20 protein-coding genes and 1 tRNA gene are annotated in these 22,736 nt (G+C 68.2%); 5 read left to right on the top strand and 16 right to left on the bottom strand.

From position 1 onward, the window contains the following. Window positions 1-35 precede the first annotated feature (35 nt). Complete coding sequence (locus AC07PA_RS23680; RefSeq protein WP_494605866.1) at window positions 36-1,121, top strand: helix-turn-helix transcriptional regulator; 1,086 nt, start codon at window positions 36-38, stop codon at window positions 1,119-1,121. Window positions 1,122-1,188: 67 nt separating this feature from the next. Here the strand turns inward: AC07PA_RS23680 and AC07PA_RS23675 are convergent. The 5 genes from AC07PA_RS23675 to tolB all read right to left on the bottom strand — a co-directional run bounded on the left by AC07PA_RS23675 (window position 1,189) and on the right by tolB (window position 4,865). Next, window positions 1,189-1,264, bottom strand: a tRNA-Lys gene (locus tag AC07PA_RS23675). A gap of 55 nt (window positions 1,265-1,319) precedes the next feature. Then, the gene (locus AC07PA_RS23670; protein WP_494606254.1) at window positions 1,320-2,138 is read right to left on the bottom strand and encodes a tRNA threonylcarbamoyladenosine dehydratase; all 819 of its coding nucleotides are present in this window, start codon (window positions 2,136-2,138) and stop codon (window positions 1,320-1,322) included. Between the two features lie 65 nt (window positions 2,139-2,203). Next, window positions 2,204-2,962 (bottom strand): tol-pal system protein YbgF, encoded by a 759-nt coding sequence (ybgF, locus tag AC07PA_RS23665; protein ID WP_494605868.1) that lies wholly within the window; start codon window positions 2,960-2,962, stop codon window positions 2,204-2,206. A gap of 38 nt (window positions 2,963-3,000) precedes the next feature. After that, a complete protein-coding gene (gene pal, locus AC07PA_RS23660; protein ID WP_494605870.1) occupies window positions 3,001-3,552 on the bottom strand; it encodes a peptidoglycan-associated lipoprotein Pal in 552 nt (183 codons plus the stop codon). 44 nt (window positions 3,553-3,596) lie between these two features. Then, window positions 3,597-4,865 carry a Tol-Pal system beta propeller repeat protein TolB gene (tolB, locus tag AC07PA_RS23655; protein ID WP_494605872.1) on the bottom strand — a complete coding sequence of 423 codons (1,269 nt, stop codon included), beginning with the start codon at window positions 4,863-4,865 and terminating at the stop codon, window positions 3,597-3,599. Between the two features lie 229 nt (window positions 4,866-5,094). On the opposite strand from tolB, the gene msbA reads away from it, so the two are divergent. Further along, a complete protein-coding gene (gene msbA, locus AC07PA_RS23650) occupies window positions 5,095-6,921 on the top strand; it encodes a lipid A export permease/ATP-binding protein MsbA (RefSeq protein ID WP_494605874.1) in 1,827 nt (608 codons plus the stop codon). A gap of 10 nt (window positions 6,922-6,931) precedes the next feature. Here the strand turns inward: msbA and AC07PA_RS23645 are convergent, their stop codons facing one another. The 6 genes from AC07PA_RS23645 to mltG form a co-directional block, all read right to left on the bottom strand. After that, window positions 6,932-7,621: an ankyrin repeat domain-containing protein gene (locus AC07PA_RS23645; RefSeq protein ID WP_007862094.1), complete on the bottom strand. Its 690-nt coding sequence runs from the start codon at window positions 7,619-7,621 to the stop codon at window positions 6,932-6,934. After that, window positions 7,618-8,424: a TatD family hydrolase gene (locus AC07PA_RS23640; protein ID WP_007862096.1), complete on the bottom strand. Its 807-nt coding sequence runs from the start codon at window positions 8,422-8,424 to the stop codon at window positions 7,618-7,620. Before AC07PA_RS23640 ends, AC07PA_RS23645 begins: the two co-directional genes overlap by 4 nt. Window positions 8,425-8,487: 63 nt before the next feature. After that, complete coding sequence (locus AC07PA_RS23635; protein WP_007862098.1) at window positions 8,488-8,847, bottom strand: PilZ domain-containing protein; 360 nt, start codon at window positions 8,845-8,847, stop codon at window positions 8,488-8,490. 16 nt (window positions 8,848-8,863) lie between these two features. Continuing rightward, a complete protein-coding gene (locus AC07PA_RS23630; protein WP_494605877.1) occupies window positions 8,864-9,880 on the bottom strand; it encodes a DNA polymerase III delta subunit-related protein in 1,017 nt (338 codons plus the stop codon). Further along, entirely contained in the window at window positions 9,877-10,560 is a 684-nt protein-coding gene (tmk, locus tag AC07PA_RS23625) for a dTMP kinase (protein ID WP_007862102.1), read from the bottom strand. The genes AC07PA_RS23630 and tmk overlap by 4 nt, the downstream gene beginning before the upstream one ends. 56 nt (window positions 10,561-10,616) lie before the next feature. Next, window positions 10,617-11,609, bottom strand: coding sequence for an endolytic transglycosylase MltG (gene mltG, locus AC07PA_RS23620; protein WP_494605879.1), 993 nt, complete (start codon window positions 11,607-11,609; stop codon window positions 10,617-10,619). 46 nt (window positions 11,610-11,655) lie between these two features. Here mltG and ygfZ point away from each other — a divergent pair, with 46 nt between their 5' ends. Continuing rightward, window positions 11,656-12,573: a CAF17-like 4Fe-4S cluster assembly/insertion protein YgfZ gene (gene ygfZ / locus AC07PA_RS23615; protein ID WP_494605880.1), complete on the top strand. Its 918-nt coding sequence runs from the start codon at window positions 11,656-11,658 to the stop codon at window positions 12,571-12,573. A gap of 783 nt (window positions 12,574-13,356) precedes the next feature. Here ygfZ and AC07PA_RS23610 read toward each other — a convergent pair. From AC07PA_RS23610 to AC07PA_RS23600, 3 genes are read right to left on the bottom strand one after another with little or no spacing between them, the layout of a single operon-like run. Next, on the bottom strand, window positions 13,357-14,226 hold the full coding sequence (locus AC07PA_RS23610; protein ID WP_494605882.1) for a YbgC/FadM family acyl-CoA thioesterase: 870 nt from the start codon (window positions 14,224-14,226) through the stop codon (window positions 13,357-13,359). 11 nt (window positions 14,227-14,237) lie between these two features. Then, a complete protein-coding gene (locus AC07PA_RS23605; RefSeq protein WP_494605884.1) occupies window positions 14,238-15,200 on the bottom strand; it encodes an alpha/beta hydrolase in 963 nt (320 codons plus the stop codon). Window positions 15,201-15,236: 36 nt separating this feature from the next. After that, window positions 15,237-16,106: a 2-keto-4-pentenoate hydratase gene (locus AC07PA_RS23600; protein WP_494605886.1), complete on the bottom strand. Its 870-nt coding sequence runs from the start codon at window positions 16,104-16,106 to the stop codon at window positions 15,237-15,239. A 70-nt stretch (window positions 16,107-16,176) separates the two neighbouring features. Here AC07PA_RS23600 and gbd point away from each other — a divergent pair, with 70 nt between their 5' ends. Continuing rightward, a complete protein-coding gene (gene gbd / locus AC07PA_RS23595) occupies window positions 16,177-17,313 on the top strand; it encodes a 4-hydroxybutyrate dehydrogenase (protein ID WP_007852389.1) in 1,137 nt (378 codons plus the stop codon). A gap of 341 nt (window positions 17,314-17,654) precedes the next feature. After that, the gene (locus AC07PA_RS23590) at window positions 17,655-20,480 is read left to right on the top strand and encodes an EAL domain-containing protein (RefSeq protein WP_494605888.1); all 2,826 of its coding nucleotides are present in this window, start codon (window positions 17,655-17,657) and stop codon (window positions 20,478-20,480) included. A gap of 27 nt (window positions 20,481-20,507) precedes the next feature. Here the strand turns inward: AC07PA_RS23590 and AC07PA_RS23585 are convergent, their stop codons facing one another. Both AC07PA_RS23585 and AC07PA_RS23580 read right to left on the bottom strand, forming a co-directional pair. Then, complete coding sequence (locus AC07PA_RS23585; protein ID WP_494605890.1) at window positions 20,508-21,635, bottom strand: patatin-like phospholipase family protein; 1,128 nt, start codon at window positions 21,633-21,635, stop codon at window positions 20,508-20,510. Between the two features lie 136 nt (window positions 21,636-21,771). Continuing rightward, window positions 21,772-22,602, bottom strand: a complete 831-nt coding sequence (locus AC07PA_RS23580) for an HDOD domain-containing protein (protein WP_494605892.1) — start codon at window positions 22,600-22,602, stop codon at window positions 21,772-21,774. Window positions 22,603-22,736 lie beyond the last annotated feature (134 nt).

The raw sequence follows: 22,736 nt of genomic DNA, 5'->3' as shown, positions 1-22,736 counted from the left end.
TGTTCCCGTCACCGCTTCACCGGACCGCAGCCGCCATGCCCTCGCCCCGCTCCACCCAGCAAGCCCTTGCGCGCTTGCAGCACATGACCCGCATGGAAGCGGGCGGGCCGCCCATGGTCGTCCCCCTGCTGGAGACGCTGCACGGTGTTCTCGGCTTCGACTCCAGTGCGTATGTGTACCCTGCGGATGGAGGCGAGCTGGCGGTGCACATGGAGGTGCCGTCCGCTCAGTCGGTGGTGGCCGACTACTTTGATGCGCGCATTCTGCGCAGCGAGCGCCAGGTGCTGGTGCGCAGCTCGCGTGACTTTGGCGAAGCGGTGCGGCACGAACGAGGGCCTCAACTGCTCGAACAGCTCGTGCGCGTACCGATGCCGGAGTTGCAGCGCAGCGACTTCTACAACGTGGTGATGCGGCCCATGGGGACGGTGGACTGCATGAGCCTGGTACTGCGCACACCCGACGGCGAAGGGATAGGCACGCTCAAGTTCTACCGCGAAGCGGCATCGCCGGCCTTCGGGCCCGGCGATGCTGCGGTGCTGGCGCGGCTGGAGCCCTGTCTGGCGCACATCCTGCAAACCAGCAAGATGGGTGCCGGAGCCGGCGAGGCACACAGCCAGGGCATGATCATCACCACGCCCCGGGGGCGGGTGCTGTGGCTGTCGCCCGAAGCCGAGGCCCTCCTGCCCCTGGCCTTCGGCTGGCGCTGGCGACGCGGCGCAGGGCTGCCCCAGGAACTGCACGAACTGCTGCAGCGCATGCAAGCGCAACACCTCCCGGCACTGCCCACCAGGGAGCTGCGCACGGTGCACGGCCATTTTTCGGTGCGTGCGACACCCATGAAGGCCGCCACGGGCATGGGCCAGGCGGTGGGGATCCACATCACGCAGAGCATGCCGCGGGAGGCACGCCTGCAGGCCGTGCTGCAGACCCAGGGGCTGTCGCAGCGCCAGCAGGAGCTCGCGTACTGGCTGGCGCTTGGGCTGCCGGAGTCCCAGGTGGCGGTGCGCATGGACATCAGCGCCAACACCGTGGTCTACCACCGCCGCCAGCTCTACAACAGCCTGGGCGTGCAGGACCGAGGGGAATTGCTGGCGTGGCTGTCGGCCCGCCAAGGCGGCTGAGCCACCCCGCCGAGGGCACAAAGCAAAAAGCGCCACAGCCTTGAGAGCTGCAGCGCCTTGCATATCTTGGTGGGACGTGCGGGGGTCGAACCCACGACAAACGGATTAAAAGTCCGCTGCTCTACCAACTGAGCTAACGTCCCAACATTGCAACATTTGTGATCTGTTTCTGAACCGCAGATGCTGCAAAGCCTAAGATTATAGCTTGATTTTTGGCGGTTTTTGCGACCCGGCTGCCAGGCGATCGATCACCCAGCCCGCAGCGCACTGGCCGAAGGTGGCCGTGACGGCCACTACCGAGCCGTAGCCATGGCAGTTGAGCGAGCCATCGCCGCCGGCTTCGATCGCGCACGAGGCATCGGGCTGGGCCACGGCTTCGCGGCTGAAGACGCAAGCGATGCCGATCTTGCGGCCCTCGCGCGGGGCACCATGGTGCTTGCGCAACTGGTAACGCAACTGCGCGAGCAAGGGGTCGTGCGTGGTGGCGGACAAATCGTCGATGTCCACCTTGTGCGCCTGGCGCTTGCCGCCGGCCGCGCCCACACTGATGAAGGCATGGCCGCCGGTGGCGCGGGCCCACACTGCCATGGCGGTCTTGGCCTTGATCTGGTCGCAGGCGTCGATCACCGCATCCACCGGGTCGCTGCCCAGCAGCTGGGGCCAGTTGCCGGGCTCCACGAATTCGTCGATGCAGCGCACGTCGCACTCGGGATTGATCAGCGCGATGCGGTCGCGCATGGCTTCGATCTTGGCCTGCCCGACCGTGGTGGACAGAGCGTGGATCTGGCGGTTGATGTTGGACTCGGACACATGGTCCAGGTCCACCAGGGTAAGCCGCGAAACACCGCTGCGGGCCAGCGCCTCGGCAGACCAAGAGCCCACTCCGCCGATGCCCACGACCACCACATGCGAGGCACGGATGCGCTTGGCACCCTCTACCCCATACAGGCGCTCGAGCCCGCCGAAGCGCCGCTGCGTGACCTCATCATCGGTCACGTCATCGGCAAAGGGAACCATGGGCACGGGAGCCGTTTCGCTACCGACCAGCAGTTCCTTCACCTCGGGTGTCGAGTCCTGCGTGCTCACTTCATGCGGACCAGGCGTTCCTTGGCGGCCATGGCAGCCTCGGACTGGGGATAGGCCTTGACCAAGTCTTCCAGCGTCTTGCGCGCGGCCTTGGCGTCCTTCAATTCCACCTGGCAGTTGGCGATCGACAAGGCGGCTTCCGGCGCGCGCGCATGCGTGGGCGCCTCGGCCAGCAGGGCCTTGAAGTTGTTGATCGCCTCCTTGTAGTCGCGGGCCGCATACTGGCCATTGCCCAGCCAGAAGCGGGCCGAAGGCACGTAGCCGCTGCGCGGGTACTGGCGGATCAGGTTGCCGAAGGCCTGGTTGGCCTCGGGGAACTTGCCGGCGCGAAAGATGGCCAGCGCGGCTTCGAAGTCCTTCTTCTCGGCGGCATCGGCCTGGAACTCCAGCCCATCCACCGTGACCTTGACCGGCTCGAACTGGCGCAGGCGCTCGTCCACGCCCTGGGCGATGTCCTTCTGCCGGCGCTGCAGTTCACCCACCTCGCGCGTCAGTTGCTCATTCTGGCCCTGCAGGCGGGCGTTCTCGCTGCGCAGCGTCTCGATCTGGGTCTGCAGCTCCAGCAAGGCCCGGCGCAGCTGGGCGCTGTCCTCATTGGCCCGGCGCAGTTCGTCGGCCGTGCGCTGTTGGGACTGCTGCAGCGCATCGACGCGCTGGCGCACTTCCAGGATGGCGCGGCGCGCCTCGCCATCCTCGAAAATGGCCGCGTGCGCGCCGGGCAGGGCCACGCAGGCCAGCACCAGGCCTGCGGCCATGGACCGCAGGGATGGGGATGAAAGGCGAAATCCGGGCATCAACGGTACGACAGCTCGGCGCGGCGGTTCTGGGCGTGCGCGTCTTCGCTATTGCCAGGTGCGGCAGGCTTTTCCTTGCCGAAGCTCACGGCCTCGACCTGGGAATCCGGCACGCCCAGCAGGGCCAGCGAACGGCGCACGGCTTCGGCGCGCTTTTGGCCCAGGGCCAGGTTGTACTCGCGGCCACCGCGGTCATCGGTATGGCCTTCGATCATGACCTTGCGGCCATTGTTGGCCTTGATGAAGCGCGAATGGGCTTCGAGCAGCGACTGGAACTCGGACTTGATGACGTAGCTGTCGTAGTCGAAGTAAACGATGCGGGCCACGCCCACGGGGCCTTGCGCATTGGCGCCCGAACCGGTCAGGTCCAAGGGAGCCACAGTGCTCTGGCCGGTGCTGCCCGTGTTGGCGCCGGTGTTGCCGCTGCCCATGCCGGCGCTGGCCGTCTTGTCTTCCACCGGCACGTCGTCGAGCTTGACGCCGGAGCTGCAGCCTGCCACCAAGGCAGTGATGGCGAGGGCTAGGGTAATGCGCTTGAGTTTGATGTTCATCCAAAATTCTCCTGGAAACTAGATTGTGAAAAGTGCTGAAAAGTTCATTGCTTCTGGAACGGGCCCCAATCGGGCTCGCGGATGTCTCCAGGCTGGCCGGCCAGGCGCGCCTTGATCTTTCCGTCCAACGTGGTGGTCATGAGCGCCTCGCGGCCCTGCTGCTGCGTGGCATACACGATGAGGCGGCTGTTGGGTGCAAAGCTGGGGTTCTCGTCGGCCGAGGTGTCGGTGATGGCGTTGACGGTGCCTGAGGCCAGGTCCATCACATGCAGTTTGAAGGCGCCGCCCACGCGGGAAATGTAGGCCAACCACTTGCCATCGGGACTGATGCTCGGCGAGATGTTGTAGGACCCCGTGAAGGTCACGCGCTCGGCACTGCCGCCGCCCGCGGGCACGCGGTAGACCTGCGGCGCACCGCCGCGGTCGCTCACGAAGTAGATGCTGCGGCCATCGGCCGAGAACATCGGTTCGGTGTCGATGCCGGTGCTTTGCATCAGGCGCTTGGGCTCGCCGCCGTTCGCATCGATCAGGTACAGCTGCGAGCCGCCATCGCGGCTCAGCGTCACGGCCAGGTTGCGACCGTCGGGTGACCAGGCCGGTGCGCTGTTGGAGCCGCGGAAATTGGCCACCAGCCGGCGCTGGGCCGAGGCGACCTGGTGCACGTAGACCACGGGCTTGCGCGACTCGAACGACACGTAGGCGATCTGCCCGCCGTTGGGCGACCAGGCCGGCGAGATGATGGGTTCGGGGCTGGACAGGGCCGATTGCGCATTCTCGCCATCGGCATCGGCCACCCACAGGCTGTAGCGGCCGCCCGTCTTGGTGACGTAGACGATGCGGGTGGAGAATACCCCGCGCTCGCCGGTGAGCTTCTCGTAGATGAAATCGGCAATGCGGTGCGCCACCAGCCGCAGGTCGGCCTGGGACACGGCGAAGCTCTGGCCGCCCAGGTCCTGGCCCTTGACCACGTCCCACAGGCGAAAGCGCACCTCGTAGCGGCCATCGGGCGTGCGCGTCACGCTGCCGGTGACCAGCGAATCGGCGGTCTTCTGGCGCCACAGGGCCACGTCGGGACGCGATGTCTCATCGAGCACCACGCCTGCCGTATCCACCGCGCGAAACTGGCCGCTGCGCTCCAGATCGGCCTGCACGATGGCACCGATCTTCTGCGGCGCCTGCACCTCGCCACGGAAAGGGGCGATGGCAATCGGCAGCTGGGTCAGGCCCACGCCCGTGACTTCCACGCGGAACTGCGCGAGGGCGGGCAAGGAGGCGGTGGATGCAAGGGCGGCCGCCAGGACCTGGCGGCGCATGGGATGCGGCAGGGCCGCTTTGAGGGATGTGTTGGTGTTGTGATCTGTGGTCATTAGCAGCCGCAGTAGCCGAACAAATGCCGGTTGGCAGCGCCAATGTTACACACTGGGGAAGACCCGCTGTGACAAACTGTGCAAGGCCTTGTGGTCAATCACTGCAGCGCAGCATGGACGCAAGCTCAGCACTGGCGCGGTGCGCCGATGCCTGGCACCTTAGAATCCGGGGCACATGCAAGCCATTGACCCTAGCGCCACGGGCCCCGCAGCGCCGCCCGCCCCCCCTGTCCCCACCCTCACCGCGCGCCTGGCGCGGCTTTCCGTGTATTTTGGCAACCAGCGGCTGGCTTGGGGCTTGGCCATCGCGGCCACGCTGGTGGGCGCCGCCACCGAACCGCTGATCCCGGCTCTGCTGCAACCCCTGCTGGACCGCGGCTTCACCCAGGGCACCTTGCCGCTGTGGGCGGTGCCCCTGGCCATCATGGGGGTGTTCCTGGTGCGCGGCCTGGCGCAGTTCGTGGGGCAGTACGCGCTGGCGCGCATCGCCAACGAAGGCATGCTGCTGCTGCGCCGTGCGCTGTTCGACCGTGTGCTGGCCGCCGAGATGGGGCTGTTCTCGCGCCAATCGGCCAGCGCCCTGTCCAACACCGTGGTGTACGAGGTGCAGACCGGCGCCACCTTGCTGGTGCAGGCCCTGCTCGGCCTGTCGCGCGACGGCTTCACGCTGATCGCCCTGCTGGGCTACCTGCTGTACCTGAACTGGCAGCTCACGCTCATCGTGGCGGTGGTGGTGCCTGGCGTCGCGTGGATCATGAAGACCCTTTCACGCCGCCTGTACACCCTGACCAAGAGCAGCCAGCAGGCCACCGATGAGCTCGCCTATGTGGTCGAAGAGAACGTACTGGCCCACCGCATGGTGCGCCTGCATGGCGCGCAGGAAGGGCAGTCCACACGCTTTGGCCGCCTGAGCCAGAGCCTGCGCGGCCTGGCCATCAAATCCACCATCGCCTCGGCCGCGATGACGCCGCTCACGCAGTTGCTGGCGGCCGCTGCCCTGTCGGTGGTGATCTGCATCGCGCTGTGGCAAAGCCGTGGCACGCTCGATGCCAAGGACGTGACGGTGGGCGGTTTCGTCTCGTTCATCACCGCCATGCTGATGCTGATCGCCCCCATCCGCCGCCTGGCCGACGTGGCCAACCCCATCACGCGCGGCGTGGCGGCGCTGGAGCGCGGCCTGTCCCTGCTGGGCGATACGGGCGCCGAGCAAGGCGGCAGCTACCGCACAGACCGGGCCCAGGGTGCGCTGGAGCTGCGTGGCGTGTCCGTCTCCTTCGGCACCGACAATGCACCGGCGCTCGACGGCGTGAGCCTGACCGTGGCCCCCGGCGAGATCGTGGCGCTGGTGGGCCCCTCGGGCGCCGGCAAGACCACGCTGGTGAACCTGTTGCCGCGCTTCATCCCGACCTCGTCGGGGCAGGTGCTGCTGGATGGCCATGCCGTGCAGGACTGGGACCTTTCTGCCCTGCGCAGCCAGATCGCCATGGTCAGCCAGGACGTGGTGATGTTCAACGACACCATCGCCGCCAACGTGGCGCTGGGCCATGCGGTGGACGATGCCAAGGTGCAGGCCTGTCTGGCTGCCGCCAACCTGGCGGACCATGTGGCATCGCTGGCCCAAGGCATCCACACGGTGGTGGGGCACAACGCCACGCAGCTCTCGGGCGGGCAGCGCCAGCGCCTGGCCATTGCGCGCGCTCTCTACAAGGATGCACCCATCCTGATCCTGGACGAAGCCACCTCGGCGCTGGACACGGAATCCGAGCGCCTGGTGCAGGATGCGCTGAACCGGCTGATGCAAGGCCGCACCACGCTGGTGATCGCCCACCGCCTGTCCACCATCGAACATGCCGACCGCGTGGTCGTCATGGAACAGGGCCGCATCGTGGAGCAAGGCACGCACGCCCAGCTGATGGCCGCAGGCGGCTTGTACGCACGCCTGCAGAGCCGCCCCGCCACGGCGGCCAGGCCACCGGCGGCCAACGAAACCGCAGGCGTCTAGACGACGGGTATCACCACTTGCCCGCGTTGGGCTGGCGGCGGCGGATGGCGGTGGCGATCTTCTCGGCCGCCTCGGTGCGGCTCACGCGCATCGCAAAATCGACGGCGGTCAGGCCCAGCTGGTTCTTGAGCGTGGGGTCGGCCCCCTCGCTCAGCAGCAGTTGCACGGCATCGTTGGAGCCATACTGCGCGGCCATCATCAGCGGCGTGGTACCGTTGGGCGAGGTCGCATCGATGTAGGCATGGTTCTCCAGCAGCATGGCGATGATGCGCACATGCTCCTGTTTCACGCCCGAGGCCGCGTAGTGAAGGGGCGCCCAGCCTTCCTTGTTCACATCCGCATCGCGGGCGATCAGGGCCTTGGCGGCATCGACATTGCCCTTGAGGGCCGCCAGCATCAGCGGGCTTTCGTCATCGCGGTTGCGCACTTCCACCTTCAGGCGCCGGTTGGCCATGAGGGCGGCAAACACCTTGAGCGACTCACCCTGGATCGCCAGCGTCAGGCCCACCTGGCCCTTGGGGTCGCGGATATTGGGGTCAAAGCCGCGGCGCAGCAGGCCATTCACCTCGTCGGCGTCGTCACGCTCCACGGCCGAGAAGAAGTCCTCGTAGGACCCCGCCCATGCGCCCGTGGCGCCGGCCGCCAGGGCAAGGGCCCCCAACAGCGCCGTGCGGCGGCGCAGAGTGCTGTGCTTGCTCATGCTGTCACTCCCTTGAACAATGCTTCGAAATTGCGGCTGGTGGCCTCGGCCACCTCCTCCACGGCCATGCCGCGGGTCTGCGCCACCTGTTTGGCCACGTGGGGCACGTAGGCGGGGCTGTTGGTCTTGCCGCGGTAGGGCACGGGCGCCAGGTAGGGGCTGTCGGTCTCGATCAGCATGCGGTCCAGCGGCACGAAGGCCACCACGTCGCGCAGCTCCTGCGCCGTCTTGAAGGTGATGATGCCCGAGAAGGAGATGTAGTAGCCCAGGTCCAGCGCGGCCCGCGCCACCTGCATGGATTCGGTGAAGCAGTGGAACACGCCGCCGGCCAGGTTGCCAGCACCGTCCTCGCCCTCCTCCTTGAGGATGGCGAGCGTGTCGTCCGATGCACTGCGGGTATGGATCACCAGCGGCTTGGCGCAGGCGCGCGCGGCGCGGATATGGGTGCGAAAGCGCTCGCGCTGCCATTCCAGGTCCGCAATGCTGCGCCCGCCCTTGCGGTCTTCCATGCCGTAGTAGTCCAGGCCCGTCTCGCCGATGGCCACCACGCGCGGCAGGGCCGCACGGTCCAGCAGGTCCTGCACCGAGGGCTCGGTCACCCCCTCGTTGTCGGGGTGCACGCCCACGGTGCTCCAGAAGTTGCCATGCGCCAGTGCCAGCGCATGCACGTCGCCGAACTCCTCCATGGTAGTGCAGATGCACAGGGCCCGGTCCACCGAGGCCTCGGCCATGGCCTGGCGGATGGCCGGAAGCTGGTCCACCAGTCCGGGGTAGGTGAGGTGGCAATGCGAATCAACGAACATGTGGTTTCAAAATGGAAAAAGCCGACCAGCCTGCGCGGGTCGGCATATGGCGCAAACAGGGTCTTAGATAGTCTGTGTCGGACGGTCCGAACTCAGTGAAGTTCCCAGCAGTTCCTCGATCTTGAGCTTGAGCTGGCGCGACTTCTCGTCCTTGGGGAACTGGATGCCCACGCCCTGGGTGCGGTTGCCTGCGGCACGCGCCGGCGTGACCCAGGCCACACGGCCGGCCACCGGGTAACGCTGGGTATCGTCGGGCAGAGTCAGCAGCACGTACACATCGTCGCCGAGCTTGTAGTCCCGCTGGGTGGGCACAAAGATGCCCCCTTCGACGAAAAAGGGAATATAGGCCGCATACAAGGCCGCCTTTTCCTTGATGGCCAGCTGCATGACGCTGGGGCGGGGTGCGGTGGATGGACTGCTCATGGTGGATGGGACGGCTTCAGTGCTTGGAGTGTAGGGTGTTTCGCGCCTGTGCGACAAGCGCCTCCAGCATCAGGCCCGCATTGAAGGGGTGATCGGCCGTGCGTGCCGCCTTGGCCAGGGCCTTGGACCAGCGTGTCAGCGGCCCGAGCGGCGGCGGCCTGGGCAGGTCGGCCGGGGCAAAGTAGCGCGGCGCGGCGCCCACGCTGGCGGCCAGCAGGTCGTGGCAGAGCTTTTGCAGTGCGTCGATCACCTGGGCGGGCGACCAGTCGCCCAGCGCCGTGGCATCGCCGCGCGCCACGGCCTGCGGCAACAGGGCCCAGGCCTGCGGGCTGCGGCCGGAGCGGGCCAGCGCCAGTGCATCGTCTGGCCTGCCGCCCGAAGCGCGCAGAAAGGCCGGCGCTGCATCGGCCGCGATGCCCTGGCCCTTGAGCCAGGCCAGCATCTCGGCCTCGGCCGGCCAGACCATGGTGTGGCCCAGGCAGCGGCTGCGGATGGTGGGCAGCAACTGGTGCGCGGCCTCGCTGGCCAGCACGAAGCGCACATCGCCCGGTGGCTCCTCCAGCGTCTTGAGCAGGGCGTTGGCCGTGATGTGGTTCATCTGCTCGGCCGGGTACACCAGCACCGCCTTGCCGCGTCCCCGGGCGGAGGTGCGCTGCGAGAATTCCACCGCATCGCGCATGGCCTCCACACGGATTTCCTTGCTGGCCTTGCGCTTCTTGTCGTCGATGTCGGCCTGCGCCTTCTCGGACAGCGGCCAGCCCAGGGCCATCATCTGCACTTCAGGCATCAATACGCACAGGTCGGCATGGGTGCGCACCTCGATGGCGTGGCAGCTGCCGCACTGGCCGCAGGCGCCATCGGCGGTAGGCCGGTCGCACAGCCAGGCACGCACCATCGCGAGGCCCAGCGCGTACTGGCCCAGGCCGGAGGGGCCCTGCAGCAACCAGGCATGGCCACGCTGGGCCAGAAGGGTGCTGCGCTGCGCGGCGATCCAGGGTGCCAGCGGGGGAGGTGTCGTGCCAGCCTCGCTCATGCCAGGTCCTTGGGCGTGGGCACCATGATGGACAGCCAGCCCTTGCGTACGAACACGCTGGTGAGCTGCTGCCACACGCGGTGGCGGTCCTGCGCGGCATCAAGCCGGGCAAAGCGTGCAGGCTCTACGGCGGCGCGGTCGGCATAGCCCTGTGCCACGCGCCGGAAGAACTCCACAGGCTGCGCCTCGAACCTGTCGGGCACGCGCGCGCCCGCCAGGCGCTCGGCCGCCACTTCAGGCGCCAGGTCGAACCACACGGTCAGGTCCGGGTTGCGCAGGGTGCCGGCACCGGCACCCGGCACCAGCCCGCCCTGGGCCATGCGCTCCAGGGTGGACAGGGTCATGAGATCGAAGCCCCGCCCTGCCCCCTGGTAGGCAAAGGTGGCGTCGGTGAAGCGATCGCACAGCACCACGTCGCCCCGGGCCAGGGCCGGCTCGATCACGTTGCACAGGTGGTCGCGGCGGGCGGCAAAGATCAGCAGCGACTCGGTCAGCGGGTCCATGGCGTCGTTGAGCACCATCTGGCGCAGCTTTTCGGCCAGCGGCGTGCCGCCGGGCTCGCGGCTCACCGTCACCGTGCGGCCCTGCGCGCGGAACGCCGTGGCCAGCCCTTCGATGTGCGAGGACTTGCCGGCACCGTCGATGCCTTCAAAGGTGATGAAGAGGCCGGGTCGTGACATGAAAACCTTTTGGAGAAACCTGGTCCGGAGAGAAAGAGAGTATGCAGCCAGCCAGCTTATTGGGACTGCCCACGCTGGTAGCGGTTGACGGCCCGGTTGTGCTCGTCGAGCGAGGCGCTGAAGTGGCTGGTGCCGTCCCCCTTGGCCACGAAGTACAGGGCCTTGGTGCGCTCGGGCTGCACGGCGGCCAGCAGCGAGGCCTTGCCCGGCATGGCGATGGGCGTGGGCGGCAGGCCGGCACGGGTGTAGGTGTTCCAGGGCGTGTCGGCCAGCAGGTCGCGCCGGCGCAGGTTGCCATCGAACTTCTCGCCCAGGCCGTAGATCACCGTGGGATCGGTCTGCAGCAGCATGCCCACGCGCAGGCGGTTCACGAACACGCCGGCGATCTGGGCCCGGTCGCTGGCGCGGCCGGTTTCCTTTTCCACGATGCTGGCCAGGACCAGCGCCTCGTCGGCCGACTTGAGCGGGGTGTCGACCGAGCGCTGGCTCCAGGCGGCTTCGAGCTTGCGGTCCATGGCGTGCAGGGCACGGCGCAGCACGGCCAGGTCGCTCGATCCCTTGGCATAGGTGTAGGTGTCGGGGAAGAAGCGCCCCTCGGGCGCGACGCCGGGGCGGCCGAGCTGCGCCATCAGCGCCTCGTCGGTCAGGCCCCTGGAGTCGGGTTTGAGCTGGTCGTCACCGGCCAGCGCCTGGCGCACCTGGCGAAAGCTCCAGCCCTCCACCAGCGTCAGCGCGCGCAGGGCCTCCTCGCCCCGCACCAGCTTGGCCAGCAGGCCGCGCGGCGTGGTACCGGGCGGGATCTCGTAGTTGCCGGCCTTGATCAGCCGGTCCTGCCCCGAAAAGCGGAACCAGGCATAGAGGAACTGCGGGTCGGTGCGCACGCCCGCGGCCACCACGTCACGGGCCACGCCACGCGGCGTGGTGCCGGGCTCAATGGCCAGCTCCAGCGGCTCATTGCCGACCATGGGCAGGGGCTGGTGCAGCCACCAGAAGCCGGCGCCACCCGCAGCGATCAGCAGCACCACAACAAAAACCAGTAAGCGTCGCACAACCCTGCTGCCTGTAGATAAAGGGAGCGGGGATCATAATTCAGCCATGACCCAGCTTCTCCTGAATGGCATTGCCCCCCTGTCCCATCTTGGCGTGATCCGCGTGGAAGGCGAAGACGCCGCCAAGTTCCTCCATGGCCAGCTCACCCAGGACTATGCGCTGCTGGGACCAGACCAGGCGCGCCTGTCGGCGTTCCTCTCGGCCAAGGGCCGCATGCAGGCCAGCATGGTCGGCTTCAAGCGCAGCGCCACCGAAGTGCTGCTCGTGATCAGCCAGGACCTGCTGGCCACCACGCTCAAGCGCCTGTCCATGTTCGTGCTGCGCGCCAAGGCGAAATTGACCGATGCATCGGCCGACTTTGCCCTGTATGGCCTGGCGGGCGATACCGTGGCGTCCGTGGCTGGCGCCGCAGCGCCCGCCTGGACCAAGGCCGAGCTCGGCTCCGCCAGCGTGGTCCACCTCTACCCCGCGGCCGACCAGCCGCGCGCCCTGTGGGTGGCGCCCTCCTCGGAGCCCGCTCCCGCAGGCCCGGCGCTCGACCCCGCCCTGTGGCAGTGGAGCGAGGTGCAAAGCGGCGTGCCCACCTTGACCCAGCCGCTGTTCGAAGAATTCGTGCCGCAGATGCTCAATTACGAATCGGTCGGCGGCGTGAACTTCAAGAAGGGCTGCTACCCCGGCCAGGAGGTGGTGGCGCGCAGCCAGTTCCGCGGCACGCTCAAGCGGCGGGCCTACATCGCGCATGCCGACCGCGAGGTGGCTGTAGGGGCTGAGGTGTTTGCGGCTGGGGATCTGGAGCAGCCTTGCGGGATGGTGGTGCAGGTGGCTGCGGCGCCTGGGGGTGGTTTTGATCTGATTGTTTCGATGCAGATTTCTGCGGCTGAAGGTTCTCTTCAGGTGGGGGCTGCTGATGGCGTGCACCTCGACTTGCAGCCGCTGCCTTACGCTTTGCTGGACGATATCTGATCCCTTGACTGGGAGGCATGCCTCTGCCAAGGGCGGGAGCCGGGGTGTGCGCCCGGCGGCGCACCTTCTTTCTTTTGCGTCGCCAAAAGAAAGAAGGCAAAGAAAAGGCGACCCCGCTGCCCGTGTCCCCCTCGCACTGCGTACGAGGGGGCAACCTGCGATGCTCGTGCCTGGGGTGCACCGCGGAACTCGCTGCGTTCCCCCTGCGGGTGAACTCCGCTCAAACAACCGCGGTGAGTCAGACAACGAGGCGCGTGTCCTTCGGCACGCGCTCACCCCAGGCCCTGCGCTTCTCGGCACGGTCAGAAGGGGTTGGGAGCGGGCTCCACACGGGCCATTGCTTCGCTCGGCCTGGTGGTCCTTCGCTGCGCCAGGGCGGTTGCACCGACCCGTCGGCAGCGCGCAGCGCGACCCGACCCCAGGCGCAGCTGCGAAGCAGCAGCCGTCTTTGACCCCGCTCCCCACCCCTGCTGGCTGCGGCAGGGGGTGGGGTGGGCGTGTGTGCCGAAGGACACACACGCTTCGTCATCTAGCTTGCCGCAGCTGTTTGAGCGCAGTTCGAAGAACGCAGCGAGTTCTGCGGCACCACCCCAGCTCCGAGCATCGCAGGCTGCCCCCATCGCCCACCGGGCGATGGGGGACGCAGACTGGGGGTCGCCTTCTCTTTGGTGACTTTCTCTTGGCGACGCAAGAGAAAGTTACTGCGCCGCCGGGCGCACATCCCGGCCCCCGCACTCAACCAAAGCACAAGGCATCAGAGCGAAGCAACACCCCAAGAAAAAATCAGAAGCACCGAGCCATCACCACATGCTCAATCCCAGCCTCGTCATAGGGCTCTCCGACAACGGAGAACCCAGCGCGGCGATAGAACCCCTCTGCATTGCTCTGCGCATGCAACTGCACCTCCCGATCCCCGCGCGCCCGCGAGGCGTCGACCAGGGCATCGAGCACCATGCGCCCCCACCGCGTGCCCCGCACCGACCGGTCGACCGCCAACCGCCCGATGCGCCCCACACCCGGCGCCTCCTGCAGCAACCGCCCCGTCGCTATCGCCTGGCCCAGGCGGTTGTAGACCACCGCATGGCGCGCGGTGGCATCGAGCGCATCGGCCTCGATCTCGGCCGGGATGCCCTGCTCGGTCACGAACACCGCCGTGCGCAGGCGGCCCGCATCGCGGCCCAGGGCGTTCCAGTCGCCGGTCTTCACCTCGGCCAGGTCCTCGGCGGCTTCGAAGCCGGTAATGATCTGGCGCAGCACCTCCGGCACGGGGCGCGACTTCTGCGCCACCGGGTCGGCGAACACGTAGACCAGTTCGCCCGAAACCAGCAGCCGGTCCCCACTGAAGATGCCGGCCTCGAACAGGCATGAGGAATTGCCCACGCGCGCACAGCGCATGCCCACGTCCAGCGTGTCGTCCATGCGCGCCGAGGCGTGGTATTCGAGGCTCGCCTTCTTCACGAACATCTCGCCCTGCAGCGCATGCATGCTGGCGTCGTAGGGCAAGGCCAGGGCGCGCCAGTACTCCGACATGGCGTTGTCGATGTACATCAGGTAGTGGCCGTTGAAGACGATCTTCTGCATGTCCACCTCGGCCCAGCGCACGCGCAGGCGGTGGAAGCAGCGGAAATCACGGCGTTGGGGTTGTTGGGCCATAAGGAAACGTCTCACTCCATGTGGAAAGCGGCACGCAGCGCGCGTGCCGCGTCGGCGTGGGCCTGGCGCGCTTCGGGGATCGCGCGGCCCATCTTGATGAATTCGTGCGTCACGCCGCGGTAGATCTCGAGGTCCACCGCCACGCCGGCCGCACGCAGCTTGTCGGCATAGTCCACGCCCTCGTCCACCAGCGGGTCGCACTCGGCCAAGCCGATCCACGCGGGGGCGACGCCCTCCACGTCGTCGGCATGCAGGGGGGCAAAGCGCCAGTCCTCCCGCTGCTCGCGGGTGGTGACGTACTGGCCGAAGAACCAGGTGATGGCCGGCTCGTCGAGCACCAGGCCACTGGCAAAACGGGTGTGCGAAGGCGTGTCCTGGTGGGCTGCGCAACCGGGGTAGATCAGCAGCTGCAGCGCCAGCGGCAGGCCCGCATCGCGTGCGAGGATGGCGCTCACCGTGGCCAGCGTGCCACCCGCGCTGTCGCCGCCCACGGCGATGCGCGCCGGGTCGGCGCCCAGGCGGGCGGCATTGGCATGCAGCCAGGCCAGGGCATCCCAGGCATCGTGGGTGGCCGTCGGAAAACGGTGCTCCGGCGCCAGCCGGTAGTCGAGCGAGACCACCACGCAGCCTGCCAGGCGCGCGAACTCGCGGCACAGGATGTCGTGCGTGCCGATGCTGCCGATGGTGAAGCCGCCACCATGCGTGTACAGCAGCACGGGCAAAGGCGCGCCGGTGGAAGGCGCATACAGCCGCGCGGGCAGTGCATGGCCATCTCGCGCGGGGATGGTGAAGTCCTCCACGCGGGGCAACGCGGCCTTCGGAATCTCCAGCACGTCGGCACCGGCCGCGTAGGCAGTGCGCGCGTCCTGCGGCGTGCGCGTGTACAGCGGCGGGTGGCCCGCACGCGCCATGCGTTCGAGCACACTGCGCATCTGGGGGGTCAGGCGGTTGGCGTGGATATGCAGATCGGTCAACGCGAAAGCTTTCTCAAGGACAAAATGGGGCAAGGGCTACTTGAAGGTGACGCGCACCGGCGCAGCACCCGGCAGGCCGTCATAGGTGGCCGTGACCGACAGGCCGGCCTTGGGCGGCAGCAGCGCCGAGAACGAACCCAGGCTCACCAGGTCGCCCGGCTGCAGGTGGATGCCCTCCTTGGCCAGCGCGCCGGCCAGCCAGACGACGGCATTGAGCGGATGGTCCAGGATATCGCTGCCCTTGCCGCCGCCCAGGCGCGCGCCGGCACCATCGGTAAGCGACACATTCATGTCGGCCAGGGCCTTGAGCAGCGCGTAGCGCTCGCCGCGGAAGACGGGCACCGGCAGCGGCGTGCCCGCAACGCCCAGGCGCGCGCCCACGTTGATGGCCGTGACGCCAGCGCCATTGAGCTGGGGCGGTGCCTGCACCATCAGGTCGGGCAGTTCGATGAAAGGAATGACCTGGTCGATGGCATCCAGCACATCCTCGGGCGTTTTGGCCTGGTTGATGGCGGCGCTTTTCACGCGCACCAGCATGTCGGCCTCGTAGAGAGCGCGCGCGCCAAAGGCCGCCTCCACGCTGGCACCGCTGGGCAGGACCATGCCCTCGTAGAGCTTGCCCCACACCGGCTTGTCGGTGTTGAAGCGCTTTTGCACCGCCGGGTTGGTGAGCCCCGCCTTGTAGCCCACGACCTTGCCCATGCGCTGCGCCAGCAGCTGGTTGAACTTGCCACGCGTGCAGGCGCCATCGACGTCCGAGAGGTTCACCGGGTTGGGCGCCGGGGTGCGCGCCACGTAGTGGGCCAGCAGCTCGGCGGCCTGCGCATCGGTCAGGCAATCGGCGTGCACCGCTGTCACGCACGTGACGAACAAAGTGGCGGCCATGAGGGTTTGCTTCAGGGTCATGGGTGTCTCCCGGTTGTAAAGTCTCTGCGACAGGTTTTAGAGCAATCGTAAACGCAACTCCCGCAACACCATGGCCTTCATCTACTACGTCACCCAGATCCAGTTCGAGTTCGGCGCCGTGAAGCTGCTCCAGCAGGAATGCGAGCGCGTGGGCATCACCCGCCCGCTCGTCGTGACGGACCCCGGCGTCAAGGCCGCGGGGGTGCTGCAAAAGGCGCTGGACGCGCTCACGGGGCTGCCCGTGGCGGTGTTCGACCAGACCCCGGCCAATCCCACCGAAGCGGCCGTGCGCGCCGCGGTCGAGGTGTACCAGCGCGAGGGCTGCGACGGCCTGATCGCCGTGGGCGGGGGCTCGGCCATCGACTGTGCCAAGGGCATCGCGATCGCCGCCACGCACGAGGGCCCGCTCACCCACTACGCCACCATCGAAGGCGGCTCGCCGCGCATCACCGAGCGCGCTGCGCCGCTGATCGCCGTGCCCACCACCAGCGGCACCGGCAGCGAGGTGGCGCGCGGCGCCATCATCATCGTCGACGACCACCGCAAGCTCGGCTTCCACTCCTGGAACCTGGTGCCCAAGACCGCCATCTGCGACCCCGAACTCACCCTGGGCCTGCCACCCGCGCTCACCGCGGCCACGGGCATGGATGCCATCGCGCACTGTATGGAGACCTTCATGTCGGCCGCGTTCAACCCGCCGGCCGATGGCATTGCCCTGGACGGTCTCACGCGCGGCTGGGCCCACATCGAGCCTGCCACGCGCAACGGCAGCGACCGCGACGCACGCCTGCACATGATGAGCGCCAGCATGCAGGGTGCCATGGCCTTCCAGAAGGGCCTGGGCGCCGTGCACTCGCTCAGCCACAGCCTGGGCGGCGTGAACCCGCGCCTGCACCACGGCACGCTCAACGCCATGTTCCTGCCGGCCGTGGTGCGCTTCAACGCCGGCGCCGAATCGGTGCAAAAGGAGCAGCGCCTGGAGCGCATGGCGCACGCCATGGGCCTGGCCGGCGCGCTCGACATTCCCGAGGCCATCCGCGACATGAACGCCCGCCTGGGCCTGCCCACGGGCCTGGCGGCCATGGGCGTAACCGAAAGCATGTTCGACGACATCATCAAGGGCGCGATGGCCGACCACTGCCACAAGACCAACCCGCGCATCGCCACGCCCGAGGAATACCGGGACATGCTCACCCAGTCGCTGTAGCAGCGCCGGGCGGCCTGGCGCCAGGCCGTGGCAATTCCCTGGCGGCGGCAGCCTGGCCACCCTGCAACAGCCTCCCCCATACGGGCGGGGCGCGGGCAGCGCCCGTGCAGCTAAACTGCTGCACTGTCAAACAATAATTAACAAAGTAATTAACGGGCCGGCGCTGCAGGGCGCCAGGCCCCGTTGCCACTGCTGAGCGAGGCGGGCATGCATGGTGGGAGTGCATGGCCGGCGCGCAGGCCGGGCCCTTGGCGCGCCGCCCGAGACGGGCTGGCGACGGCCGATGGCGGTGCTGCGCGCGCTCTTTCATCCATTCCATGAAATGACTGGCTGATCCATCCATGCGCGCAGAAAAATTCAGGGCCTGGCTGACGCAGGGAACCTCCCCCCGGCTGTACCTCGCGATCCTGGTGATCATCGTGGCGGTCGTGGCCGTGCGCTACCAGCAACTGGTGTCCCTCGAAGAGCAGGAAGCCCACGACCGTGCCGTGGCCGAGCTCGCGCGCGTGGGCGACAGCCTGCTGCCCAGCCTGGTGGCGCTGGACCCGGCGCAGCGCGAATCTGCCGCCCGCGTGCTGCAGGCCACCCCCACCCGCTTCGGCCCGGCCGTGCAGTCGCTGCTGTGGCAGGTGCCGGGCCAGGCGCCCCTGCAGTGGGCAGCGCCGCCCGTGGCCATGCAGGCCCCTGCCTGGTTTGCCGACCTGCTGGACATCAGCCCACCCACGCAACGTTTCGGCCAGACCTTCGCCGACGGGCGTACCGGCGTGCTCACGGTCACCGCCGATCCCGGCATCCTGGTGGACCGGATCTGGAAGACCGTGGTCGTGCAGGCCCGGATCTCGGCGCTGAACATCTTCACCATCCTGTTCCTGCTGACCCTGATCCTGCGCGCCAATGCCCGCATGCTGCGCCGCCTGACCGAGGCCACGGACCGCTTCCGCCAGGGGCACCTGGACACGCGCATGGACATCCAGGGAACGCTGGAATCGCGCGCCGTGGCCCACACCTTCAACGACATGGCCGGCAAGGTTCAGTCCCTGGTGCACTCGCTGCGCGAGACGCAGCAACTGCAGAGCGAGCAGTTGCACTTCACACGCCAGCTCATCGACGCCCTGCCCCTGCCGGTGTTCGTGCGCGAGGCGGACGGCACCTTCGTCGACGCCAACCGCGCCTGGCAGCGGCTGTTCCAGAACGGCGACCCGGGTCTGCCGGGGCAAGGAATGTTCCCCGGCCTCACGGCGCCGCACCTGCTCTCACCCGCCCAGTCCCGGCAACTGGCCATGTCGCAGGACAACGAGGTCCTGGTGCAGCCACCGGGCCAGCTGGCGCGCACCATGGCCTACTACGAGGCGCCTTTCACCAGCACGAACGGCGCCGTGGCCGGCACCGTGGGCACGCTGGTGGACATCACCGAGCGCAAGCGCGCCGAGCAGGCCCTGCGCAACGAGAAGGACCGGGCCCAGGTCACGCTGGCCTCCATCGGCGATGGCGTGATCACCACCGACTTGGCCGGCTGCATCGAGACCATCAACGAAGCCGCCCAGCTCATGACCGGCTTCACCGCCGAACAGGCGTTGGGCGAGCTGCTGGACGACGTGTTCCGGCTGTACGAAGAGCCAGCGAGTCAGGCCGCCACCCGGGCCACCGGCGATGCCACCGTGGTGGCCCCTACCCGCCCGGCCATGCAGGAGGTGCTGCTGCACCGCTCGGGCGAGCGCTATGCGATCGAGTACACCGCCTCGGCCATCCGCCAGGGCAGCGGGCGGGCGTCGGGCTGCGTGCTGGTGTTCCGCGACGTGACCGAGGCCAGCCACCTGCGCCACCAGATCTCCTGGCATGCCCGGCACGACGCACTGACCGGCCTGCTCAACCGCGCCTCCCTGGCCGAGCGGCTCACGCACGCCCTGTTCGTGACCGGCCGCAGCCCGACCTTGCTGGCGGTGTGCATGCTGGACCTGGACCATTTCCAGGCCATAAACGACGCCCATGGCCACCGCATGGGCGACCGCCTGCTCAAGGAGGTGGCCCAGCGCCTGAACACCTTTGCCACCGGCAGCAGTGCCGCGGCGCGCCTGGGCGGCGACGAGTTCGTGCTGCTGCTCAACCACCAGACCGACGTGCCCGCCATCGAGGAGCAGGTGCGCCAGCTCATGCAGCAACTGGCCGCGCCCTACGCCATCGACGACCGCCTGCTGCACACCACGGCCAGCGTGGGCGTGGCCGTGTTCCCGCAGGACGACGTGAACCCCGACACCCTGCTGCGCCAGGCCGATCAGGCCATGTGCCAGGCCAAGCGCTCGGGCCGCAACCGCATGCACCTGTTCGACGTGCAGCTCGACCACGCGGTGCAGACCCAGCATTCGCGGCAGACCCGGGTGACCCAGGGGCTGCAGGCCGGCGAAATGCGCCTGTACTACCAGCCCAAGGTCAACCTGCGCACCGGCGAGGTACTGGGCATGGAGGCCCTGCTGCGCTGGCAGCATCCCGAGCAGGGCCTGCTGGGGCCCCAGCACGTGTTGCCGCTGCTGGAGGACGCGGAGGTGGTGGCCGAACTCGGCGAGTGGGTGCTGCGCGAGGCCCTGGCCCAGATGCGGCAGTGGAGCCTGGCCGGCGCGCAGTGGGAGGTCAGCGTGAACATCGCTGCGCAGCACTTCCAGCGCGCAGGCTTCGTGGAGCGGCTCAAGGACCTGCTGCTGACCTGCCCCGAGGTGCACCCATCGCGGCTGGAACTGGAAATCCTCGAATCCGCCGCGTTGCAGGACATGCAGTACATGCGCAGCATGATGCACAGCTGCCAGGCGCTCGGCGTGCGCTTCGCGCTCGACGACTTCGGCACCGGATTTTCTTCTCTCTCCTACCTCAAACGCCTGCCGGCAGAGACCATCAAGATCGACCAGTCCTTCGTGCAGGGCATCCTGCACGACGAGGACGACCTGACCCTGGTCAATGCCATCGTCACGCTGGCCCGCGCCTTCAACCGCCACGTGATTGCCGAAGGCGTGGAAACCCCGGCCCATGGCGAGAAGCTGCTCGCGCTGGGCTGCGAACGCGCCCAGGGCTTCGGCATCGCGCCGCCCATGCCGGCCAGCGAGGTGCTCGCCTGGGCACGGGCGTACGAAATGGCGCGCCTGCAGCCGCGGCCCGCTGCGCCCACACCCGCACGCTGAGGGCGGCGGCGGCCAGCCGCTGCGCAGCTACAGCGGCTGCACCGCCGCCATGTCGGGCCGCTCCAACCACGCGGCAAACTCGTCAGCCAGCTGCCGGCTCGCCGCCGTGGCGCCCAGCCAGGCCCTGGCGCGGGCCGCAGCATCGGTGCCGTAGTGGGTGAAATCGTTGCGATCAGGCAGCTTGCTGTTGGGCAGGGAACGCACCCACTCGGGGTGCGGCGAGAGCACCACCATGGAATCGAGTGCGCTGGTCGAGCGGTGCCGCCACTTGAGCCCCTTGTCCAGCCAGCCGGGCACCACCTGCTGCTGGAAGTGCGGGTACAGCACCAGGCCGCCGCCGGCCTGGGCCGCACCCTCGACCACCTGCGCAATGGGCGACTGGTGGTAGCCCAGGTGCAGGTGGTAGTCGGTGATGCCTCCGTCCCAGTAGGCACCGCGCGGGGCACCCGGAATGTCGTGCACGGCCTGCAGCACGAAGGGGATGGAGCAGCTGGCCTGCAGCGCGGGCATGAAGTTCTGCTCGGTGAGCTGCACCTGGCGCGTACGGAAGTCGGCCGTCCCGAAAGGCAAGGCAGCACCCGTTGCAAGGCCTGCATCCGGCGACGAGAACACCACCCGCTCGAGCCATGCGCCCAGGGCCTTGCGGTGCACCGTATTGCTCAGGAAGGCCCCGAGGTAGCCGAGCGGCGTGCCCACCCGGTGCTCGCGCGCCAGCACATGCCGGCCACGCGAGGTGACGATGTGCAGGTGGTAGCGTGGGTGGCTCAGCACCTCCCCGACCCGACCGCCATAGAAGGCCTGCAGGTTCTGGCCAAAGCGTTCGCTCACGTGCGACGCCGGGGGCCGCTTCTTGCCTGGCGGCAGCTCATAGCTCTGGTGGATGTAGTCATGCTCCAGCCGCTCGAAGGCCGCCACCGAGCCGCCCAGGCAGGCCGTGGCCATGCGCCAGGCGCCGATGGATGCGCCCACCAGGTGCACCGGCTGGCGGGAGCCGGCCAGCCACTCGCCAAACAGAAACCGGTCCAACGGGCCCAGGATCAGGCCCTTGGGGCCGCCGGCCGCCGCGGGGACCACGCGCACATCGCCCGGTTGCAGGCCATGCTGTTCAAGGTGCTGGCGGGCGCGCGGGCCCGCATGGATGCGCAATGCTTTCATGCCCTGCATTGTCCCAGAGCGGTCATCATACGGATTTGCCTTCAACCGTCTAACGTCGTTGGTTCGCCTTGCCGTGCTGTGCTACAGCACTGTCTGCGGCTTCCCGCCTAGTTGTGCGATTGAACGCCAATCCGTATCAGACCACGTAATCCGCCGGTGCCTCGGGGCGCACGTTCCAGTCGATGGGGTCCTGCTGCAGCACCATGTCGATGTCCAGGCCCAGCACCAGCCCCACCTCCCCCGGGAAGGAGACGGCCAGCTCGTTCTCGTTGAGCCCGGCCTCGCGCGCACGGGCACGCCAGGAGGCCAGGTGGATCACGCCGGCCAGCGGCTCGTAGGCCTTGTTCTCGAACGGTGCGTCCTGGTACTGCAGGGCGTCGACCACGACCTCGGGAAGTTGCCAGCGCCGCGCCAGCCCGGCCGACACCTTGCTGTAGCAGTAGCCGAAGATGCGCTGCTCCACCTTGGTACGGCGCAGGTCCAGCGGCGCCACCAGGGTGTTGACCGAATGGGCCTTCTCGGGATCGGCCAGGTGGATCACGAGTTCGCCCAGGGCATGCAGCAGGCCGGCCGTGTAGGCGGCGATCTGGTCGTGGTGCACCAGGCCCGCCAGCGAGCGCGCGAGCTTGGCGGTATTGAGGCTGTAGCGCCAGAACTGCTGCATGTTGACCCCGGGCACGGAGCGCGAGGTGGTGCCCAAGGGCGCCGATGTGACCAGCCCACGCAATTGCGCGGTGCCCAGCAGGGCCAGGGCCTGGGGAATGCCGGCAATCTGGCGCGGCATCTGGAAAGCCGGGGAGTTGGCCAGCTCCAGCAGGCGCGCGGCCAGGGCCGGGTCGGTAGCAAAGAGCTGGTTCATGCGCCGCAGGCTGGGCTCGGGCTGGGCCAGCTCGCTCATCAGCAGCGCAACGGTGCGCGGCAGGCTGGGCAGGGCCGCCGGCTGTGCCAGCAGTGCATTCAACTCCATGGGTGACTGGACCTCTGGTGGGACAAGCGCCGATTATGGCGCTGCCCGCCGCGCCCGGCCATCACCCAAACCGGCCGTGCCATCCTACCTGCACGGGCGGTTGGGGTGGCGGTACCAACGGTCAGCGGGCGCTG

This window comes from Acidovorax sp. GW821-FHT09B03 (genome assembly GCF_059418305.1).
This window is presented reverse-complemented; position numbering and strand designations above follow the sequence as displayed.

Bases quoted from the DNA above. Each gene is read 5' to 3' on its own strand.
- AC07PA_RS23680 (WP_494605866.1), top strand. From the start codon at position 36: ATGCCCTCGCCCCGCTCCACCCAGCAAGCCCTTGCGCGCTTGCAGCAC.
- AC07PA_RS23670 (WP_494606254.1), bottom strand. From the start codon at position 2,138: ATGGTTCCCTTTGCCGATGACGTGACCGATGATGAGGTCACGCAGCGG.
- ybgF (WP_494605868.1), bottom strand. From the start codon at position 2,962: ATGGCCGCAGGCCTGGTGCTGGCCTGCGTGGCCCTGCCCGGCGCGCAC.
- pal (WP_494605870.1), bottom strand. From the start codon at position 3,552: ATGAACATCAAACTCAAGCGCATTACCCTAGCCCTCGCCATCACTGCC.
- tolB (WP_494605872.1), bottom strand. From the start codon at position 4,865: ATGCGCCGCCAGGTCCTGGCGGCCGCCCTTGCATCCACCGCCTCCTTG.
- msbA (WP_494605874.1), top strand. From the start codon at position 5,095: ATGCAAGCCATTGACCCTAGCGCCACGGGCCCCGCAGCGCCGCCCGCC.
- AC07PA_RS23645 (WP_007862094.1), bottom strand. From the start codon at position 7,621: ATGAGCAAGCACAGCACTCTGCGCCGCCGCACGGCGCTGTTGGGGGCC.
- AC07PA_RS23640 (WP_007862096.1), bottom strand. From the start codon at position 8,424: ATGTTCGTTGATTCGCATTGCCACCTCACCTACCCCGGACTGGTGGAC.
- AC07PA_RS23635 (WP_007862098.1), bottom strand. From the start codon at position 8,847: ATGAGCAGTCCATCCACCGCACCCCGCCCCAGCGTCATGCAGCTGGCC.
- AC07PA_RS23630 (WP_494605877.1), bottom strand. From the start codon at position 9,880: ATGAGCGAGGCTGGCACGACACCTCCCCCGCTGGCACCCTGGATCGCC.
- tmk (WP_007862102.1), bottom strand. From the start codon at position 10,560: ATGTCACGACCCGGCCTCTTCATCACCTTTGAAGGCATCGACGGTGCC.
- ygfZ (WP_494605880.1), top strand. From the start codon at position 11,656: ATGACCCAGCTTCTCCTGAATGGCATTGCCCCCCTGTCCCATCTTGGC.
- AC07PA_RS23610 (WP_494605882.1), bottom strand. From the start codon at position 14,226: ATGGCCCAACAACCCCAACGCCGTGATTTCCGCTGCTTCCACCGCCTG.
- AC07PA_RS23600 (WP_494605886.1), bottom strand. From the start codon at position 16,106: ATGACCCTGAAGCAAACCCTCATGGCCGCCACTTTGTTCGTCACGTGC.
- gbd (WP_007852389.1), top strand. From the start codon at position 16,177: ATGGCCTTCATCTACTACGTCACCCAGATCCAGTTCGAGTTCGGCGCC.
- AC07PA_RS23590 (WP_494605888.1), top strand. From the start codon at position 17,655: ATGCGCGCAGAAAAATTCAGGGCCTGGCTGACGCAGGGAACCTCCCCC.
- AC07PA_RS23585 (WP_494605890.1), bottom strand. From the start codon at position 21,635: ATGAAAGCATTGCGCATCCATGCGGGCCCGCGCGCCCGCCAGCACCTT.
- AC07PA_RS23580 (WP_494605892.1), bottom strand. From the start codon at position 22,602: ATGGAGTTGAATGCACTGCTGGCACAGCCGGCGGCCCTGCCCAGCCTG.